The sequence below is a fragment of the Collinsella ureilytica genome, assembly GCF_019795105.1.
Classification (GTDB): Bacteria; Actinomycetota; Coriobacteriia; order Coriobacteriales; family Coriobacteriaceae; genus Collinsella; species Collinsella ureilytica.
Window position 1 is genome coordinate 229,652 of sequence record NZ_JAIMFO010000005.1, and the last position, 18,805, is coordinate 248,456.

The following is an 18,805-nucleotide window of genomic DNA, read 5'->3' on the forward strand; positions in this document are numbered from 1 at the left end:
TCGCGCTCACTGCACGTACGAAGCGCTCACAGCTACCATAGCGCCATCACACGCACTAGGCTGTGTAAACGCAGGCTCCACCAAGATAGGTCTCATGCAGCTCAGCATCTTTGGAAAGCACGACGAAGTCTGCCGGGTGGCCTACGCGGATCGATCCGCATACATCAGCAATGCCCGCAGACTCAGCCGCTGCCTGCGTGGCCATATAGATGGCCTCGGGCTTACTTGCCACGCCCCACGCAACAATGTTTTGCACTGCCTCGTGCATCCGCAAAATCGAGCCAGCCAGCGAGCCACCATCCTTTAAGCGAGCAGTGCCGCCACCAACAATAACGGGCAGCTCACCCAGGTGATAATCACCATCAGGCATGCCACCTGCACGCATGCAATCTGTAATAAGCGTCACATGGTCATACCCTTTTGCATCGATCACAAGTTTTGCAGCAAGTGGGTTGACGTGATGCCCATCGCAGATGATCTCTGCAAATGCCTCTTTACTGGTGAGTGCAGCCCCAACCATGCCGGGCTCACGGTGGTGCAAAGGACTCATACCGTTATAGGTGTGCACAAAAACTGAGGCTCCCGCCGCAATGCAGCGATACGCATCCATGATTGTGGCATCTGAGTGACCAAGTGCCACGACCACGCCTTGAGCCGTTGCCGCAGCGGTAAAGGCCGGACTCTCCTCATATTCTGGAGCAATGGCGATCTTTTTTACGAGTCCTTTCGCAGCTTGTTGCCAACGCTCAAGCTTCTCTAAGGAAGGTGGGCACAGATAGGCAGGATTTTGAGCGCCTTTGTGCTTCTCGGTAAAAAACGGCCCTTCCAAAAAGATGCCCTGGATACGAGCACCTGGAGCCGAGGCACCGCCGTTCTCATCCGACGCATTGCCGTCCTGCTCAGCTGCCAGTGCAACGGCGTGGCAGGCATCCTCAAGCTGCTCGGTTGTGGCAGTCAGTGTTGTTGCAAGCCAGGAGGTCACACCATTTTCTAAAAGACCGCGAGCAATGGCGCGCACCGCTGCTGGATCGCAGTCCATAACATCGTGATCGTGAAAACCATGGATATGCGTATCCACAAAACCGGGGGCAATTTCCATACCGGTTTTATCCACAATCTCACAGTCGGGCTTCTCGGTTAGATGCGCTCCAAACACGCCATTTTCCACCATCAGATAGCCGCCCTGCACAGGGCCGGTTGGTAGATAGAAGGTATCTGCCGCAATTGCATAGGTGCTCATAGCTTCGTTCCTTTCTTAAAACCTGCCAGTGCTGCTTCGGGGCATGCCCTTTGTATCCTGCATGTGGATGCTCAAACAAGTACTCTTGTGAGGCATGCCTCTTGCTTGTGCTTTGTGAATACTGTCTATAACCGCTGCGTCCTGCACGCTCAATGGCTACGCTTTGCAAAAATCCCCGAATCGTCCTCCCAAACGGTGTGCCCAGTGCCTATATAACAAAACCCGCCCCGTCCAATGAACGAGGGCGGGTCTCATACGTGAGGTTATACCCGAGTTTTACGCGGTAAACGGATGAATCGTAACGCCTTTTACCACACGGTTGACCGTACCGCTGGGGCTTGGCGTGTCTGGCGTATTGCCCACGCGGATCGAGTTCAAAAGCGATACCGTCTGCCCCACCATAATGAAGGGAAGCATCAAATACGCTGCAGGTAAGGCCTCAAAGCCCGTGAAGGTGAAAGCCTCGCCCGAGAAAAGCTCTCCAGCATCTTGTTGGATAGCAATGATCTTGCGGCAAATACCATCAGCCTTGATCTCGTTCAAGATATCCAAATCGTACTGGCGCGTATACGGATCGTTGCTCACAAATACAAAGACCAGCGTCTTATCGTCTACGAACGACTTAGGCCCGTGGCGATACCCCATCGACGTGTCATACGAGGTAGCAACAAGACCATGAGCAAGCTCAAGGATCTTGAGCTGGGCCTCTTGCGCCAAGCCGCCAAAGGAGCCAGATCCCAAATACGTCACGCGATCAAAGTCGGTGAGCAAGAACTGCATAACCTCGCCCTCACGAGCAATAACGTTCTCGCCCATCTTGGCAGCGCACTCAACCCAGGCGCGCTTCTGTTCATCATCAGCTGCATCAAAAATCAGGGTGGTCATGAGCGACATGCAGCTAAAGGATCCGGTCATGGCAAAGCCACCGTCGTTTGCACGAGGAATGAGAATCGTATGAGCGTGCGAATCTCCCTCGCTCTCACGGGCGAGCTTGCCCTCCGGAGCGCAGGTGATGTTCAAAAAGCGGGCGTTCTTTACATAGCTCCGCACAACCTCGACGGCAGCCAGGCTCTCGGGGCTGTTGCCCGAGCGAGCAAACGAAACCAAAAGCGTCGGGTCATCGGGGTTCAAGAAACCCTGAGGAGCAGAAACAAGGTCGGTTGTAGCAACGGCCTTAAATTCATAGCGCGAGGTATCGCCGAAGCGGTTCAAATACGGAGCGACCGTATCGCCTACATAATCAGAAGTGCCAGCACCTGCAAAGATAACGACCAAACGACGGCTCTCGTCCATTGAGGCAGCCTCAGCTAAAAAGGTATCAAGAGCCTCTTTGTGGTCTGCATAAATGGAGAGCGCATCACGCCAGAGCTCAGGCTGTTGCATAATCTCAGCCGTGGTAATGTCGGCACCTAAACTCTTAAGTTCTTCCGAGGTTTTCTCGAACATGGCCTGCCTTTCTCTTGTGGCCTCCTGTTAACACTTAGTATATCCTTTAGTTGGTCATCTGGTAGTAACCAGCTAAGATCAGCAGAAACTCCCTATCCATTCGCGTCATAATCTTACCGTTCACCCAATTTGTTCTGGTAGATCTTGATTGTTCCCGCATGCAGGTCTAGGTTGAACGTGTCTTAATCTCACGATGAAGGAAGGTGGGAAGGCTCGTCGTTCCGGAATACATGAGGCACGGTCGGTATTCAACTACATTGGAGGGGCACCATGATCACCATTTGCATTACTGCGAACAATGAAATTACGATTCAGGGAAACGGCTACTCGCATGTTGAGTTCTCTGGCTTCGAGCATGGCATTCGCTCAAGAATTCAACCAGCTACCTGCGCGGTCTACACAGAGGGCGAACAGAAGGCATGCACGGTAACGGGGCACATGCTTGGCAACCAGCCCTTCTATGTCGTTGAGGCTACCGGTGCCGCAGGCACAGTCAAACTCTCCCAGGAAATGACTAATATGGTGATTGACTACTGCATATCTGGTAACGGCTTTAAACTCGACGGCTCATTTTCTACGGGCTCATTTTCTATCCTACATAAGGGAGAACCTGCTACTACCGTCCAGGCTTCCAAAGATGGCTCAACCATTCAGGTCGCGCTCGATATCAAGGATACCGCTTATGCACACTGGCTCACTGGCCTTGCGGTGGCCACAGCGCTCATGGTGCACAAACTCAATCCCACCCCGGCAGAATAGGAGTCAACTGATGAAAGCCAAGCCAACTCAGTTCATGAACATCGATATTCGTCCACGAATTGTTGGCTAACAATGAAAGAGAAGCTTATCAGGATTATAGCGATTGTTTCTCTTACTCTCGCAGTCATCCTCCTTGCTACAACACTCGATGCTACCAGAAAGGTTACTTATTTAAAGCAAGGTGCTTTAAAGGGATTTGAAGTAACGGGCATGTACCGAGAGCAACCCAACAAGTTCGCATCCCTTGCTCTCCAGCTTGATACCAGCAACAGATGGCAATTCACCAATACTGACAACACCGTAGTGAATGGCACCATCAAGCTTACAGACGATCCAAATCTGATTGATTTGGTAGATGAAACGGGAGCCACATACGGAACCGTGCATATAGCGTACTCGATGCCATCCGAAGATGAAGGGCTTCTCTTTCTCAAGACCGCCTCAGAGGTAACCGCCTTCGACAAAGCGGCAGGCAAGCCAGCCTTCTTGCAAGAATAGTTGATTGTTAGTGATACGGCTCTCACCTTAAATACACTACCGTATTGAGGTGGGAGCCGAACTTGTTCGCTGCTTAAGCGTCTAAGGCGCGCGAATGTGTTCTCCGCTACAACACCTCAGCGAGAGTACGCCTTGGTCGCTACCCCCCCCCACATCCCGGCTGGAGGAGCTTCGCCCACTATTCCCCACGCTGGTGATACACGCGATATTTAAACTTATCTGCCCGGGCAACTGAGAGTGTATATTCCACTACCTGATTGCTCGTATTATAGGTTGTACGAATGAGTTCCAAAATGGGTGCACCTTCAGAAATCTCAAGCAATCGAGCATCTGCCGGCCGTGCAATACTGGAAAAAAACTCTTCTTCTGCTACGCGAATTTTCTGATGAAAGTCATGCTCAATGATGTCGTAAAGCGACCTGCGCTCCAAAACGGGGCGCTTTAAAGAAAGAAACATTCTCAGTGGCAGATAGGTACGCTCCACCATCAGTGGGATGCCATCTGCCGAGCGCAGACGCTTGAGTTTGATAAGGCGCTCACCAAGGCGTACGCCCATCCGCTCAGCCTGATTCTTATCTGCCTCTACCTCTGAAAACTCAATGATGGTTGTAGACGGAGTCCGGCCCATCGAGCGCATTTGCTCAGTGAAGCTATAGGTTTGACTCAAGTTCGTTTGCACTGAGCGATCGGCTACAAACGTACCTCTCCCATGCTGACGTATTACCAGCCCGAGTCGCTCAAGCTCCTGAAGTGCAAGCCGCACTGTAGTTCGAGAGAGCCCATACCGCTCAGAAAGCTCACGCTCGGACGGCATGAGATCACCTGCGCGATATTCATGCTCAATCTTCTCGATAAGGATATCAACGAGCTGGTCATAAAGCGGTTGACGTCGAGCGCCCATTGCCATGATCGAGTTCTCCCTGGTCACTTGAATTCATATAAAAAAGCCACGTACCCGGACTTCCGAGCACGTGGCTTTAGCTTGCACTCACACCAGATCTTGCCCTAAAAAGAGTTATATCTGGCTAGGTAAGCAACTTACCAGATGCTGGGCCACAGGCCAAAGGGACCGGCGCCAAGCAGGCCGAGAATAAGCAACAAAACGATGCCCTTGATCGGCGTAAAGTTGTGCTTTGCGAACAGATAGTACAGCATCAGCACAAGCGCCAGAGGCACCAGCTTAGGCAGGACAGTATTGAGCGTGTCTGCCACAGAGAACTCAACCGGAGACTCAGTGACCGTACCGTAGGTAACGGAGCTCATACCATTACCAAGATCAGTAACGCCTGTCTCCACAGCAGCGCCTGAAGCGTCGGCGGCCTGCAAAGGCTCACCCTTAGCATCAGTCATAGCCATGGTACCAGCCTCGGCTGTCTTAGTATCGATGCCCTTGAGCGAGGTGAAGTTCGCTACATCGTCATTGGAGACGATAACAGTGCTCGCTGCAATGGAGCGGCTTACACCATTGGGAACCTTGAGATTGATCTGGGTTCCGCCCATGGTAACCGTCAGGCAACCAACAATGAAAACACCCATGATCGAGGCAGCGCGCGTAAATGCCTGCATATTAGCTGTCAGAGCGTCAATAGCGCTCGTACCAAGCTTGTATGACCAGTTCATGAGGCCAAAACGCAGAGCAAACTGGCACACGTTAAAGACGATCAGGAAGGCAAGCGGCGCAAAAGCGTTGCCCTGGATAGCCATGTTTGAGGTAATGCCGGCCGTAATAGGCACAAGCGTCAACCAGAACAGAGCGTCTCCGATGCCACCAAGTGGTGAAGCTGCAGAAATACGGACAGCACGAATGGTCTGGGTATCCACCTTGTTCTGCTCGAGAGAGAGCACGATACCCATAACGAAGGTCACCAGGAACGGGTGCGTATTGATGAAGTCAAGGTTGTGATACATCGACGCAGAGAGGTCGTTCTTATTGGTGTGAACCTTCTCGAGACCGGGGAGCATGGCGAACAACCAGCCACCAGACTGCATGGTCTCAAAGTTGAACGAGGACTGCAAGAAGCAGGAGCGCAGAGCCATGCGGTTCAGCGTAGCCTGATCTACCTGCGGAGCGGGAGTAAGATCCTCATAGCGCTCCGGTACAACAAACTCATTAGATGCCATCTTCCATGTCACCTCCGTCAGCAAACGCGGCCTTGAGCTCGGTCTGCTGCTGGAAGTCCCAGAAAGCAAGGCCAAAGCCAATAAAGGCCAGGATCAACAGGGCGGGCGAAGCCAGGGACGGAATTGCAGCAACGATGCATGCAAGACCAAAGCCCATGAAGAAGAAAGCCCACATATCGCGGCTCATCATGATCTTCAGTAAGATGGCAAAGCCTACGAAGCGCATCATGCCACCGGCTGCAGAGAGACCGTTGTTGACCCACTCGGGGATTGCATCGACGACCTGCTGACCAAAGGCCTGACCGCCAATGAAGAACAGGGTGACGATGACAGCGAAGATAAGGCCGAGAATGGCCTCGGAGATGATAGTCCAAACGGTTACCCGACGCGGATCAGCTGCTATTGCAGCACCACGGAACTGCTCAAGGAGCGGGGCACGAACCGTAAAGAACAGAGTTACGCCGTACTGGCCGAGCAGAGCAAACGGGAAGGCGGCAGCGACTGCCACATTGGGCTCCATGTTGAGCGAGCAGGCAAAGATCGCAGCCATGATGCCACCGATAACAGCGTTAGGCGGCTGAGCACCACCAATCGGCATATTACCAATTGTCATGAGCTGATAGGTGCCGCCAACGACCAGGCCGACCTCAAGATTACCAAGAATCATGCCGACGATGGCACCTGTCACGATGGGCTGATACAAAGACTCCAGGAAGTCGAACTGATCGATTGCCGCAATAAACGTAACGATAAAGATCAGCGCGATCTGAAGGGCTTGTGCTTCCATCTTGCTCCTCCTTTCAAGGTGTTTTTGAGACAAAAACGGATCAAACGGATACGGCCAAGCGTGCTGCTTTGCCGCCGGATGCGCAGCTTACGAGAACAGCTTGCTTGCATCCTCAACCGGCGTGCTCGGAACACGCCTGATCTCTAGCTCCACCCCCATTTCCTGCAGCTCGCGGAAAGCGGCGACATCGGAATCATCAACCGCTACAGAAGTAGCAACCTGCCGCTTACCCTCCGACATATGCATATTGCCGATGTTCACCTTTTTTATAGGAACTCCGCCTTTGACGAGCGATAACACGTCTTGGGGAGTTTCGGCCACGATAAAAATCTTCTGCTTAGGAGACGCCTTACCAATAATCTCAATCGTCTTCTGAAGTGAGAAGAAGCGTGTGGCTACGCCAGTGGGCGCTGCCATTTTCATAAGGTTCTGACGCATGGTATCCTCAGCCACCTTGTCGTTGGCGACGAGAATAAGATTTGTTCCCAGCGTGGAGTTCCACTGCGTAGCAACTTGGCCATGAATCAGGCGATTATCAATACGAGTAAGAAGAATATTCGGCTCTGCCATTGCGATCCATTCCTTTCACGAGTGGATGGGTCCGGATACGAGGCGGGGATGATCCCCGAACTTCGTCTAATCGAGTTGCTGGATGGCGTAGCGAGAAACATCCAGCTCAGCACCGGAGCGCGTCGTAACCGTGACTCGATCTCCAGAAACGCGCTTCACCGTGCCAAAAATGCCACCTGAGAACATGACCTCTTTACCGGGTGCAATTTCTTCATGCAGCTTCTTAAAGTAGTCCCGCTTTTTTCTCATATTGATCTGAGACCAGACCGTGTAGGCAATACCCATGATTGCCAAAAGAATAAGCAAGGCGATTGAGGAGGACAGGATGTTTGATCCAAGATCTCCCATTAGATTCCATCCTCATCATCATCTGCTGCGGCGGCTGCCAGAGTAGCAATGCTTTGGCGCGTAATGCCTGTCTTGCCTACCGCTACTGCCTGCTCTGCAAGCGCTGTAAGGCTCGATGCACCAGAGCGGGTGAGTAACAGCTCAATGAGCATGGGCAGGTTAGTGCCAGTAACCACCTCTACGTCTGATACATCAGCGGAGATCATCATAGCTTGGTTAAAAGGAGTGCCGCCGAGCAAGTCGACAAAAACCAGTACGCCCTCGCACTCCTCACGCATAGCAGTAATTGCTGCACGCAGATCATCCCCGTACGTAGCAGCTGCAGACCCTTCAAATGGCACGATCTGAAAGGCTGGCTGGTCTCCTGCCACCATATCGATGGCGCTTTTGAGACCCGTTGAGAATTGCCCGTGACCTGTAAGGATGAAGCCGATCATGCCCTATCACCTCTTCCTCTGTATTGCGCTGCGCGCAACTGGTAGTAACCACGTGATCAGTCTTGTCACATGGTAGCAGATGTGAGCCTGTGGTCAATCTGTGAAGGCAAACTAATGTTTACGCTACCATTTACCACCAAAAAATGACCGTTTACAGAGTTTATCACTATCTACCTGTTGCTTTAGTGTACAGCACGCCGAGAAACTGTTTTTTAGCGTATTCCGAAAACAAAATCTTTTTTCGATATACAGAATAGCGACCAAGAACAAATCGTCTAGAAGCTGTGAAGTGGGCTTTTTACCCCTTATGCAAAACGCTTTAATACCGCTTCCTACGAACTCGGCAAGAACGCTCAGAAGACTCCGCCCTTATGCAATACCCCGTATCCACACAGCGAAGCAGCTATGGGGATACGGGGATCCATACGTCAAGGCATGTCGGTACTGAAACCCTACCGCCTTCTTCTGTCAAGACAGGCCGAATATTGAAACTCTACTGCCTTCTTTTCCCTTCTCTTTTCATAAACGCCTGAGTCAACAGAGCCAAGATACCCGTCACAAATGCCACGATGGACACAATGCGCGCCGTGTCACCTGTTGCAGGCAGTACCTTGCCCGCACTGGTGCGCGCGGCAGAAGGCGTGCCAGGCATGGACTTCGTGGTCTTCGTAGGCTGTGCAGGCTTCGCAGGCGGCTCGCCCACCGTTATGGTCACATCAACACGGGCGGTGCTACCGTCGGGGAAGCGTACGTCCACCGGTACAACAAAGGTGCCTGAGGTCTTGCCGTCGGGAAGTTTGGCACCGTCAGCAAGGGAGAGCTTGGGAGCCTTCTTGTCGGCTGGATAGCCAGGGACGGTGACCTTTGCTAGCACTTCCTCAGCAGTTGTCTTCTCACCGTAGTCCTTAGACAGTGCGCCGCCTTTGGGCGGGAAGAGCACCTTGTCGAAAAGCGTGAACTTCCACAGACCTGTAAAGCGGACATCGCCCTGTACGTTCGCGTGCTCGGCAGGCTGCCAGCCCTCAAACTTCCATGTGCCGCGCTCTGTTGTCTGATTGTCGTAGGAGTTCTCAGGTGCTGTAACCGTGAGTGTCTTGTAGGTCTGGGAGGCCTCAGGAGCACGGGGGACAAAGCCTGCAGGCGCGTCCACCGTGGCACCTGTCTCGTCGTTAAAGACAAAGACGTAGCTCACAGCAACCTTGTCGTTTGGAATGAAGTTCCACGTGCCCACCATCTTGTGAGTACCGGCAGAAGCATCGGCTGAAGCGTTCCAGCCAGCAAAAGCCCAATGCCCTGGCACACCGTTGAGCGTGTCAGTTGGAGCCTCGTTATACGTCGGCTGTGCAATAGGATCACCCACATAGACCTTCGTGGCAGCAGGAGGCTCCGCCGTGATGACGGCAGGCTTGTCCGTAAGCGTCTGATCACCATTCATGTAGGCAAACTCATACGTCACGTTCACCTTCTCGCGCTCCGTGAAAGCCCACACGCCTTCAAAAGTGTTCGAGCCGTCCTTTACCGTAAGACTCTCAGGCTTCCAGACAGCAAACGCCCATGTGCCCTTAACGCCTTCCTCCTCGAGGAAGGTCTGGGTGAAGGTAGCAGGAGCAGCTACGGTAGTGCCAACCCACGTAGGCGCAGAGTCAGCCGGCTTCAGCGCCTCAATTTGCGTCTTTATGTTTTCCGAGGGCTCCGTGCGACCGGAAACGCCCTGGTATGTGAAGGTGTGATTTACAACACTTTTCGCCTTAGGCGTAAAAGTCCACCTACCCGTAAAGACGTTTGAGCCGTCCTTTACCGTAAGGCTCTTAGGATCCCAACCAGCAAACGTCCATGTGCCCTGGTCGTCCCCCGTATCAATTGCAACGGGGTCATAGGTGGTCGTAGGCGCCTCGACTACCTCGTCTACCTTGTAGGCTTTTTTCTCCGGGAGCTGCAAGGAAGTCACAGCTTCAGGGAGGCTTCGACTCTCCCCTTCCGCAGGCTTACATGCATAGGTTACGTCCGCTAGTTTTGGCTCGCCCACCGTTATGGTCACATCAACACGGGCGGTGCTACCGTCGGGGAAGCGTACGTCCACCGGTACAACAAAGGTGCCTGAGGTCTTGCCGTCGGGAAGTTTGGCACCGTCAGCAAGGGAGAGCTCAGGAGCCTTCTTGTCGGCTGGATAGCCGGGGACGGTGACCTTTGCCAGCACTTCATCAGCAGTTGTCTTCTCACCGTAGTCCTTAGACAGTGCGCCGCCTTTGGGCGGGAAGAGCACCTTGTCGAAAAGCGTGAACTTCCACAGACCCGTAAAGCGGACATCGCCCTGTACGTTCGCGTGCTCGGCAGGCTGCCAGCCCTCAAACTTCCATGTGCCGCGCTCTGTTGTCTGATTGTCGTAGGAGTTCTCAGGTGCTGTAACCGTGAGTGTCTTGTAGGTCTGGGAGGCCTCAGGAGCACGGGGGACAAAGCCTGCAGGCGCGTCCACCGTGGCACCTGTCTCGTCGTTAAAGACAAAGACGTAGCTCACAGCAACCTTGTCGTTTGGAATGAAGTTCCACGTGCCCACCATCTTGTGAGTACCGGCAGAAGCATCGGCTGAAGCGTTCCAGCCAGCAAAAGCCCAATGCCCTGGCACACCGTTGAGCGTGTCAGTTGGAGCCTCGTTATACGTCGGCTGTGCAATAGGATCACCCACATAGACCTTCGTGGCAGCAGGAGGCTCCGCCGTGATGACGGCAGGCTTGTCCGTAAGCGTCTGATCACCATTCATGTAGGCAAACTCATACGTCACGTTCACCTTCTCGCGCTCCGTGAAAGCCCACACGCCTTCAAAAGTGTTCGAGCCGTCCTTTACCGTAAGACTCTCAGGCTTCCAGACAGCAAACGCCCATGTGCCCTTAACGCCTTCCTCCTCGAGGAAGGTCTGGGTGAAGGTAGCAGGAGCAGCTACGGTAGTGCCAACCCACGTAGGCGCAGAGTCAGCCGGCTTCAGCGCCTCAATTTGCGTCTTTATGTTTTCCGAGGGCTCCGTGCGACCGGAAACGCCCTGGTATGTGAAGGTGTGATTTACAACACTTTTCGCCTTAGGCGTAAAAGTCCACCTACCCGTAAAGACGTTTGAGCCGTCCTTTACCGTAAGGCTCTTAGGATCCCAACCAGCAAACGTCCATGTGCCCTGGTCGTCCCCCGTATCAATTGCAACGGGGTCATAGGTGGTCGTAGGCGCCTCGACTACCTCGTCTACCTTGTAGGCTTTTTTCTCCGGGAGCTGCAAGGAAGTCACAGCTTCAGGGAGGCTTCGACTCTCCCCTTCCGCAGGCTTACATGCATAGGTTACGTCCGCTAGTTTTGCCCACTGAGCCACAAAGGTAAAGTCTTTATTCACCTCGGCGTCACCAGACGGCGCTTGGACATCCCAGCCCTCGAAGACATATCCCTTTGCAGGCGTCGGATTGCTAGGTACCGGCACCTTGCCGAACGCAAGGCCGTCAACAACATCATAAATGCGTGCGGTTACGCCTTCCTCGAAGCTGCCATGCTCCCCGGCCTTCCAAGCAACGCGATGGTAGCCATCGGGTGTCACCGCCTGCTCATTCGTGCGCGCGAGCACGCGGGCATCCTCATACGAGAACGTGACGACCTTCTTGCCAGTACCGTTGATACCGAGAAAGCCTCCGGTCTTGTTCAAATCGAAAACAAGCGCCTGCTGAGGAGTGCCAACAAGTCGCCAGCCCTTGATGGGTTTGTAGTTCTGCGCATCATAGTGACGATTGAGGTTTGTCACCGTCTCGGGTTCGAGCAGGTCGCGTCCCTTTTGGTCGACATACCTCACCTGGTATGTGCGTTTGCTCAGTGGATGATACGAGAACGTGATCTGATTTACACTCTCATCCGCATTCGGGTTTGCCTCGACCGTGACGGTTCGGAAGTAGCCGTTGTCTGGAATATCCTGCCGCAAGATCCATTCGTCACCCTGCCAACTTGCGAGGGATGATATCTCGGAGCCCACACGTGCCTCGGGAACAACATCATCATGCTCGTCGGTCTTAACGCCGTCTAGATCATAGAAGACGTGACGAACTGTCACCCGCGCCACATTGCTATTGCCCCACACGGCTCGCAGATAGACGTTTTCCACCACAGGATTCTCAAAGGCGTAGAGAGGCGGCACACCGTAGGCCTTTCGGTAGGAACCGTCCTCGAGGGGCTTGCCGTCCGCGCCAACCGCGGGCTTTCCCTCCTTGTCCTTCTTAAAGAGAACAAGCTCCCATCCAAGGAAGTCATACCCCTCACGGTGAGGAATCTCAACGCTACACCCCTTGTTAGATTCCGCAGAGGCGGGGGTGTGCTCAGAGGCTGTCTCGGTGCCGCCACCACCAACGCCTGCGCCATCAGGCTTCATGGGGGTGAGACTGCACTCAGAGACCAGCCAGCCGTTTTGCACACCAGTCTTGGTCACCTCAGACGTGCCCTTATAAGTGCCGCCGTTGGGATCTACCGTAAGCGTCCAGGTCTTCTCGGGCGGTGCCCAAGAGGCGTAGAGCGTCAGGTCGTGGTTGGGCATGGTCTCGCGACCATCTTTGATCAGGTTCTTCCCTGCAGCATCAAGCGCCCAGCCCTTAAATTCGTAAGTCGCAGGCACCGAGGTGGGACGCTCAGGCTTAACCGTCTCATCAAGATTAAGCTGCATGAGTGGGCGGTCATAGAGAACAGATTTCTTGCGATCGTTCGAAAACTCCTTAGCTTCCTTAGGAGTTTTCGGATCATCGTTTAAGTAGAGGTGATAGGAGTTCCTCTTGTAGCGAAAGCGGACGTAACCATTCTCTCTATATGAGCTGCCCGCCATCTTCGGTACGAACTCTATCTTCTTATCATCCGGACGACCGACGTTGAGTTCTTCCAGGGTATTGGGGACCTCTTGCTGCTGGCGACTGGTGAAGCGCGTGGAAGTGAAAACGGACTGCTTTTGCTCCGGGTTCACCCTCGTGAAACCCTTGAGCTCCGGAGCAGGGAAAGGATAGGTCGTGGTCTTGGTGTCACTCTTCCAATAGTAAAGGGTAGTGTCTACAGCGAAGGATCCGTCGAAGCCCTCCTTCTCGAAATCAACGTGCACCGGCTGGTTGCCCGTGGCGTAATAACATTGGATACCAAGGCTTATCTGATCGTCGGCAAGCTGCACGCCGGGGCGGCTCGTGGATGTTCGCATCCCGTCCTTGTACTGAATAAACTCCTGCCAGGTCAGCCGGTAGGGAGGAGAATCCAAATAGGTAAGTTTGCTATTCCCGTTTGCCATCCAGCCCTGGCCACTCTTTTTATCAGGCCAGTTGGTCACCAGCCGATCCCACGGCCACTTCGCCGCGAGGTCTTGACCGTAGCGGGCACGCACGGTGTAGGGATTCTTGGTCGCATCATAGACGACCCCGCCGACTTCGATGGTGGGGTTAAACGTAGAACTAGTCCTCTTGTGCTTCTCAAAGACGAGCTCATAGGTCGCCCGATCGTAGTAAACGTTGTAGGTGGTGGTGCCGTTGGCACGAACAACCTTTTGAGTACCATTTTTACCTTTGTTGGCTTCTTTCGTACGTTCGGTGTTCACCCGAAAGAACTTCTTTAGCTCGTCTTTGCTGGGAGTGTGACCCAAATCCTCTGCGATGTCCGGAAAGAAGATGCCCTCCGTATCCGTTTCTGCCGGATTGGGCGCGGAGTTTGTCTGGGCATCCTTGATTGTTTTCAGACCCACATAGTCGTAGCGATCACGCAAGGGAAGATCGGCGTTACTATCATCGTAGTCTGCCCTTTCTGCCCAGAACAAAACGGTATAGTCCGCCTTCTCCTTAAACTTCCACTGAGCGGTGAAGCACACATCGTGAGCGGGCATCTCGATCTTCGCAAAATCATCCTTGCTAATAAGACTACCGGAAGTAAGCGTAGAGCCGTCCTGCTTCTTCAAGTCGCAGTCGGCCTTCCAGCCCAAAAATTCACCACCCTCCTGCGTCGGGTTATCAACCGGCGGAATGGCTTGCTCGAAGTAGAGACGCTTGGCGCGAACATCGGTACCGCCCGCCGAATCGTACCTCACCACGTAGCTGCAGCGAAGATAGTGAAGCTCTATCTTGTAGTCTGCGGAAACGGAACTAGGAAGCTTGGTCCAAAGCGAGCGGCGCTCGGGCTCAAAGCCCTCACGCTCAGAAGCATCCAGAGGTTTGACCGTCAGAGTCTCCCCCACACGACCTCCCTGCTTGGTTTCCCGACGCTGCCCCCGGTCCTCAAAGACATTGGGATTCGTGAGCTTTTGGAAGGTGTGAACCACGCGGATACTTACAGGTTTGCTCTCATAGACACGATCCAACACGTTGCCGTCGTTATCATGAACAAACTGCCAGGTGATCTGATCCGGCTGCCCGCTCTGAGGCGGTTGAAAGCCAACAAGCTCCGGAAGCGTGACACGTGTGTTTACGCGCGGATCGTCGATCGCGCCTACCGTCGCTCGGTAGGGCTGCCACGCTTGTTTTCCATTGGCGAGATAGTGGATCTCCGTCGTGTAGCTCTTGGGCTGCATCGGACCAAAAGCCTCTGCGTTCGCAGCATCCTTGGTAGCAGGACTCGTCGGGCCATACACGACAACATCAGTCGCGTTTATACCACCTTTGGGATCCTGCGGAGCCGGAGCAGACGCCATGACACCGGCTGCAAATGCTGAGGTTGGCATCAAGCAGCCGACCGCCAGCACAAGAGCCAGAAATAACTGAGATACCCTACTCGTTGGTTTCATTTTTTACCGCCTCAGAATTCTTTCCGTCCATTCAAAAATTCTATTATGTTAGTCATGTTATCTCATTTGAGAGGAAAGTGGCAGCCTGATTGCCCAATATATTACGCGCATATTGGCATTGCGCTGACATTGACATGCCTGCATGGCGCCCTCAAGCGAGCGTCACGGCAACCAGCCATCGGACAAACCGGTACAGAATTGAACTTCTGCTGTGCAACGATAAAAAGCGGGCGGACTCAAAGCCCTCATGCCTTATTCCGCCCGAGCAGAAACACCATACTCAAACTTGATCATTTCCCGTACTCAATCGATAGAGCAGGATGCATTTCATGCGCGGGCGTGTGCCCAGCCAGACGAGGGGCTCCGTGGGCTTTCAGCTCTTCCGAATGAGTGCAATCCTTGCATGGAGAAGAAAGCAAAAGGCCAGATAAGAATAACCCACCCGACCTGAAAATACTGGAGCCAGCAATCGGACTCGAACCGATGACCCCCGCTTTACGAGAGCGGTGCTCTACCAACTGAGCTATGCTGGCACATCCCCGGCATCAAAGCCAGCGACTGCCCAATACTACGTGGAAACTGGCTTGGGCGCAAGATCAATCTCTGGGCAGCAAGCGTGCCTACATATACAAGCCGTAAAGATTGATATCGGCCTTGCCATACAGCCCGTTCACATAGTCAAGCCAAGCGCTCTGGCTGCCCTGCATTTCTTGAGCATACGCCTGATAGGCAACCATATAGGCAGTTTGTGCCTGCTCATAGGTAGCGCCATCCGCGCTAAACGCCTTATCCTTAAAGGCCTGATGGAAAGGACCGTCGCCCTCTGCCCAAGCACCCTTCTCTGAATCCCACTCATTTCCGGCAAGCTTAATAATGTAGTCGGCATACTCTTTGGTAGGAGATCCATCTGAGCCCTCAGCTGGAGCCGTAGGCTGCTCAGGAACTGTAGCAGCGGCGGCAGGAACAACTTTGTCGTAGAGCTTCTTTATCGTTGCATTTTCTTTGACCAAACGTTCAGCGCTCTCTTTTGAGGTGTTGTACTGAGTTGCAATCTCGTCATAGCTATCAGTACCAAGCGTGGTCTTGGCATACTCTTTGGCTTCATCATCTCCAACCGAGATACCTTGAGCCTCAGCCTCGTTGAGCAAAATGCGATTCCTGGCATGCCCGAGCAAAACATCTGCTGAAGGAACCCGATAGTCCCCATCTGGTCCTTTTGCCGCCTCAAGCGTTCCTTGGGACTCCAAGGCCTCACGCACTGTAATCTGATGCGTGCTGCCGTTATACGTCAAAGACGCCACCACCGTATCGAGCTTATCCTCAGAAATCGTGCGAGCATTAACGCCGTGCGATCCAAAGCCTCCATGATCAATAAAGTAGCCAATAACGCCACCGGCAACGAGAGCAATCACAACAAAGATGGCCAAAACGAGACGGCGATCAAGCGGGCTGCGCTTGGCCGATGCTGGCTCATTGGCGGCCTTTGAGCTCTGCTCGTCTTCGACAGGAGCAGGCGTGTTCTCTACCTCAGGCGTGCGAGAAGTCTCAGACATCTCCTCATCGCGATCCATCTTTGGGCTTTCAATTCCATCCATAAGAGCCTCATCTCGAGCATCGGCTAGGGCAGCGGCCTGGGCGGCAGCTTCGGCCTCTTGAGGGGTGATACCAGCAGCAATATCTTCAGCAGATTGTCCACCAATCAGCTCAATAGGAGATTCTCCTGCGCCGTTGGGGCCTTCTCCGCTAAAAATCACCTCAACACCCTCGATGACCTCCTTTTGGTCATCTTTTTTCCGAATCATGCCCATAGGGCCGCTCCTTTACCGTCATTCACATCCATACAGGCATACAAGATACGTCAAGGAGTTAGAGAACGGAGCAACGGAAGAGCCAGCACACTAAGTTAACGTCTCTTGTAGCATTTCTTGTGAAGCGAAATACGGAAGCTCATACCTCGCTCATACGCAAGCCACCTATCATAAGCTGCGCAACAGGCACCCTCAATGCTCCACACACGCTCGAACAGGCACGAGTTGCGCAATCTACTGGTGTGCAATCTGCTCAATGAGAGCATCGGCATAGGCTTGCGTTCCTACAGCACCTGCAGATGAACCCGTTTGCGTATGGCGAACATCGGCTGTTACACACGCGCCCTCATGCAGCACCGTTCGCACTGCCTCCCGAATCTTTGAGCCAGCCGCGTGTTCGCCCAGATGATCAAGCATCATGGCAGCAGAAAGGATGAGAGCCGTGGGGTTAGCACGATCTTTGCCTGCAATATCGGGAGCAGAGCCATGCGTGGCTTCAAACAAAGCCACCGTCTGCCCCATATTGGCTCCCGGAGCCATACCAAGACCACCAATGAGACCGGCACCCAAATCAGAGATGATGTCTCCATAGAGGTTTGGCATAACCAGCACATCAAAGCTCCAGGGATCTTGAACAAGCCCCATGCATGCCGCATCTACAATTCGATCTTCAAATGCAACGGTAGGATGACTGGCCGCGACCTCGCGAGCAACACGCAAGAAAAGGCCGTCAGTCTCCTTCATAATATTTGCCTTGTGAACTGCGGTGACCTTGCGCCGCCCAGCACACTCAGCATACGCAAAGGCTGCCTCAACAATCCGGCGTGAGCCAACCTCAGAAATTGGCTTAATACTTAAGGCAGAGCCCGGACGAGGTGGCGTTTGTCCCGAACGCACGATTGCATCAACGATCGTTTGTACCTCAGAATCGTTGGGCGAAAACTCAATGCCCGCATACAAATCCTCGGTATTCTCGCGAAAGATCACAAGGTCAATATCGGTATAGCGAGAGCCATCACCCGGTTGCGAAAGGCAGGGGCGCACGCAAGAAAAGAGATCAAAATGCTTGCGCAGGGCCACATTAATGCTTCGAAAACCCGAGCCTACCGGGGTAGTAACGGGACCTTTAATGGCAACGCGCGCCTCTACTATGGCATCGAGCACGCGCTCGGGCAAGGGCGTGCCCTCCGTCTCCATAACGGCAGCACCAGCATCCTGCACATTCCAAGCAATTGAAACGCCTGTGGCTTCCACCACACGCTGCATCGCCCTGCTAATCTCCGGTCCGATTCCGTCTCCTGGAATCAACACGACCTCATGCGCCATCGTTACTCCTCGTCGTCATCCTCCAGATCATCCTTAGAAACGTGACGTGCGCGCTTCTGTGGATTCTCCAGCTTAAAGCGCTTGACCAGCATCTGATAGATCTCAGAGGAGCGCGACCTCAAATAGGCTCCCTTGCCATTCTCGGCATCAAACTCAAGTCTACCTGCCAGCTCACCGGCTACACGGCCATCAATTTTGCCTGTGGCAAAGGTATAAAGCAGCGCGAGCATATCGCGATATTCAAGATCCCCGTGGTAGCACTGAATAGCCTCATCAAGAATAGGCCAAACCTTCTCTGAGCGACGGCGCTCGGTAGAGCCCCAGGTGATGAGGAGGCGAAAGGCCGCTAAGCGAAGCGGGGCAGATACCTCATCAAAAAGAGCCTCTTCCGCAGGTCCAAAGGCAGCGCCGATCTCTCGGGCATGGTCGGGCACCAAGATGGAACAGGCGTCCAAAATTTCCCAGCGTGTTTGAGCCTCCGGCCGCTCAAGCGCATCAAGTAGCTGCGGGATATGATCAGCAAGCGCTGACGGCTCAGCTTCTGCAACGAGGGCAACCAGATGCGCAGCGTTTTGACGACGACGGCGAGAACTACCAGAGAGCTCTTCGATCATCTCGGCAAAGGCAGCTTGATCGCTCAGAATGCGCTCAAGATCTGCCCGCTCTTCATCGGTCAACTCGCGGTCAATACGTTCAGGCATGTGT

At 53.6% G+C, this 18,805-nt stretch carries 14 protein-coding genes and 1 tRNA gene; 2 read left to right on the forward strand and 13 right to left on the reverse strand.

Features of this window, described 5'->3' with window-relative positions; genetic code table 11:
• Nucleotides 1–55: 55 nt before the first annotated feature.
• The gene (nagA, locus tag K6V98_RS03735; protein WP_222199182.1) at nt 56–1,240 is read right to left on the reverse strand and encodes an N-acetylglucosamine-6-phosphate deacetylase; all 1,185 of its coding nucleotides are present in this window, start codon (nt 1,238–1,240) and stop codon (nt 56–58) included.
• A gap of 276 nt (nt 1,241–1,516) precedes the next feature.
• Nucleotides 1,517–2,686, reverse strand: a complete 1,170-nt coding sequence (locus K6V98_RS03740) for an SIS domain-containing protein (protein ID WP_222199183.1) — start codon at nt 2,684–2,686, stop codon at nt 1,517–1,519.
• A 270-nt stretch (nt 2,687–2,956) separates the two neighbouring features.
• On the opposite strand from K6V98_RS03740, the gene K6V98_RS03745 reads away from it, so the two are divergent.
• Together K6V98_RS03745 and K6V98_RS03750 are read left to right on the forward strand one after the other, a co-directional pair.
• The gene (locus tag K6V98_RS03745; RefSeq protein WP_222199184.1) at nt 2,957–3,445 is read left to right on the forward strand and encodes a hypothetical protein; all 489 of its coding nucleotides are present in this window, start codon (nt 2,957–2,959) and stop codon (nt 3,443–3,445) included.
• 72 nt (nt 3,446–3,517) lie between these two features.
• Complete coding sequence (locus tag K6V98_RS03750) at nt 3,518–3,943, forward strand: hypothetical protein (RefSeq protein WP_222199185.1); 426 nt, start codon at nt 3,518–3,520, stop codon at nt 3,941–3,943.
• Between the two features lie 178 nt (nt 3,944–4,121).
• Here K6V98_RS03750 and K6V98_RS03755 read toward each other — a convergent pair whose 3' ends face one another.
• The 11 genes from K6V98_RS03755 to K6V98_RS03805 all read right to left on the reverse strand — a co-directional run bounded on the left by K6V98_RS03755 (nt 4,122) and on the right by K6V98_RS03805 (nt 18,801).
• The gene (locus K6V98_RS03755) at nt 4,122–4,850 is read right to left on the reverse strand and encodes a GntR family transcriptional regulator (RefSeq protein WP_222199186.1); all 729 of its coding nucleotides are present in this window, start codon (nt 4,848–4,850) and stop codon (nt 4,122–4,124) included.
• A gap of 131 nt (nt 4,851–4,981) precedes the next feature.
• Nucleotides 4,982–6,064 (reverse strand): PTS system mannose/fructose/sorbose family transporter subunit IID, encoded by a 1,083-nt coding sequence (locus K6V98_RS03760; protein ID WP_222199187.1) that lies wholly within the window; start codon nt 6,062–6,064, stop codon nt 4,982–4,984.
• Entirely contained in the window at nt 6,054–6,851 is a 798-nt protein-coding gene (locus K6V98_RS03765) for a PTS mannose/fructose/sorbose/N-acetylgalactosamine transporter subunit IIC (RefSeq protein WP_222199188.1), read from the reverse strand. The genes K6V98_RS03760 and K6V98_RS03765 overlap by 11 nt, the downstream gene beginning before the upstream one ends.
• Before the next feature lie 87 nt (nt 6,852–6,938).
• Nucleotides 6,939–7,421: a PTS galactosamine transporter subunit IIB gene (gene agaB / locus K6V98_RS03770; RefSeq protein ID WP_222199189.1), complete on the reverse strand. Its 483-nt coding sequence runs from the start codon at nt 7,419–7,421 to the stop codon at nt 6,939–6,941.
• 66 nt (nt 7,422–7,487) lie between these two features.
• Entirely contained in the window at nt 7,488–7,769 is a 282-nt protein-coding gene (gene yajC / locus K6V98_RS03775) for a preprotein translocase subunit YajC (protein ID WP_222199190.1), read from the reverse strand.
• Nucleotides 7,769–8,206, reverse strand: coding sequence for a PTS galactosamine/N-acetylgalactosamine transporter subunit IIA (agaF, locus tag K6V98_RS03780; RefSeq protein ID WP_222199191.1), 438 nt, complete (start codon nt 8,204–8,206; stop codon nt 7,769–7,771). The genes yajC and agaF overlap by 1 nt, the downstream gene beginning before the upstream one ends.
• Before the next feature lie 493 nt (nt 8,207–8,699).
• Nucleotides 8,700–14,966, reverse strand: a complete 6,267-nt coding sequence (locus tag K6V98_RS03785; RefSeq protein WP_222199192.1) for an SHIRT domain-containing protein — start codon at nt 14,964–14,966, stop codon at nt 8,700–8,702.
• A 457-nt stretch (nt 14,967–15,423) separates the two neighbouring features.
• Nucleotides 15,424–15,499, reverse strand: a tRNA-Thr gene (locus K6V98_RS03790).
• 87 nt (nt 15,500–15,586) lie between these two features.
• Complete coding sequence (locus tag K6V98_RS03795) at nt 15,587–16,774, reverse strand: hypothetical protein (protein ID WP_222199193.1); 1,188 nt, start codon at nt 16,772–16,774, stop codon at nt 15,587–15,589.
• 234 nt (nt 16,775–17,008) lie between these two features.
• Nucleotides 17,009–18,100 (reverse strand): isocitrate/isopropylmalate dehydrogenase family protein, encoded by a 1,092-nt coding sequence (locus tag K6V98_RS03800; RefSeq protein WP_222199194.1) that lies wholly within the window; start codon nt 18,098–18,100, stop codon nt 17,009–17,011.
• Between the two features lie 2 nt (nt 18,101–18,102).
• Entirely contained in the window at nt 18,103–18,801 is a 699-nt protein-coding gene (locus tag K6V98_RS03805) for a hypothetical protein (RefSeq protein ID WP_222199195.1), read from the reverse strand.
• Between the last annotated feature and the right edge of the window lie 4 nt (nt 18,802–18,805).

Bases quoted from the DNA above. Each gene is read 5' to 3' on its own strand.
- K6V98_RS03785 (WP_222199192.1), bottom strand. From the start codon at position 14,966: ATGAAACCAACGAGTAGGGTATCTCAGTTATTTCTGGCTCTTGTGCTG.
- K6V98_RS03795 (WP_222199193.1), bottom strand. From the start codon at position 16,774: ATGGGCATGATTCGGAAAAAAGATGACCAAAAGGAGGTCATCGAGGGT.
- nagA (WP_222199182.1), bottom strand. From the start codon at position 1,240: ATGAGCACCTATGCAATTGCGGCAGATACCTTCTATCTACCAACCGGC.
- K6V98_RS03750 (WP_222199185.1), top strand. From the start codon at position 3,518: ATGAAAGAGAAGCTTATCAGGATTATAGCGATTGTTTCTCTTACTCTC.
- K6V98_RS03740 (WP_222199183.1), bottom strand. From the start codon at position 2,686: ATGTTCGAGAAAACCTCGGAAGAACTTAAGAGTTTAGGTGCCGACATT.
- K6V98_RS03755 (WP_222199186.1), bottom strand. From the start codon at position 4,850: ATGGCAATGGGCGCTCGACGTCAACCGCTTTATGACCAGCTCGTTGAT.
- K6V98_RS03760 (WP_222199187.1), bottom strand. From the start codon at position 6,064: ATGGCATCTAATGAGTTTGTTGTACCGGAGCGCTATGAGGATCTTACT.
- agaB (WP_222199189.1), bottom strand. From the start codon at position 7,421: ATGGCAGAGCCGAATATTCTTCTTACTCGTATTGATAATCGCCTGATT.
- K6V98_RS03765 (WP_222199188.1), bottom strand. From the start codon at position 6,851: ATGGAAGCACAAGCCCTTCAGATCGCGCTGATCTTTATCGTTACGTTT.
- K6V98_RS03800 (WP_222199194.1), bottom strand. From the start codon at position 18,100: ATGGCGCATGAGGTCGTGTTGATTCCAGGAGACGGAATCGGACCGGAG.
- K6V98_RS03745 (WP_222199184.1), top strand. From the start codon at position 2,957: ATGATCACCATTTGCATTACTGCGAACAATGAAATTACGATTCAGGGA.
- K6V98_RS03805 (WP_222199195.1), bottom strand. From the start codon at position 18,801: ATGCCTGAACGTATTGACCGCGAGTTGACCGATGAAGAGCGGGCAGAT.
- yajC (WP_222199190.1), bottom strand. From the start codon at position 7,769: ATGGGAGATCTTGGATCAAACATCCTGTCCTCCTCAATCGCCTTGCTT.
- agaF (WP_222199191.1), bottom strand. From the start codon at position 8,206: ATGATCGGCTTCATCCTTACAGGTCACGGGCAATTCTCAACGGGTCTC.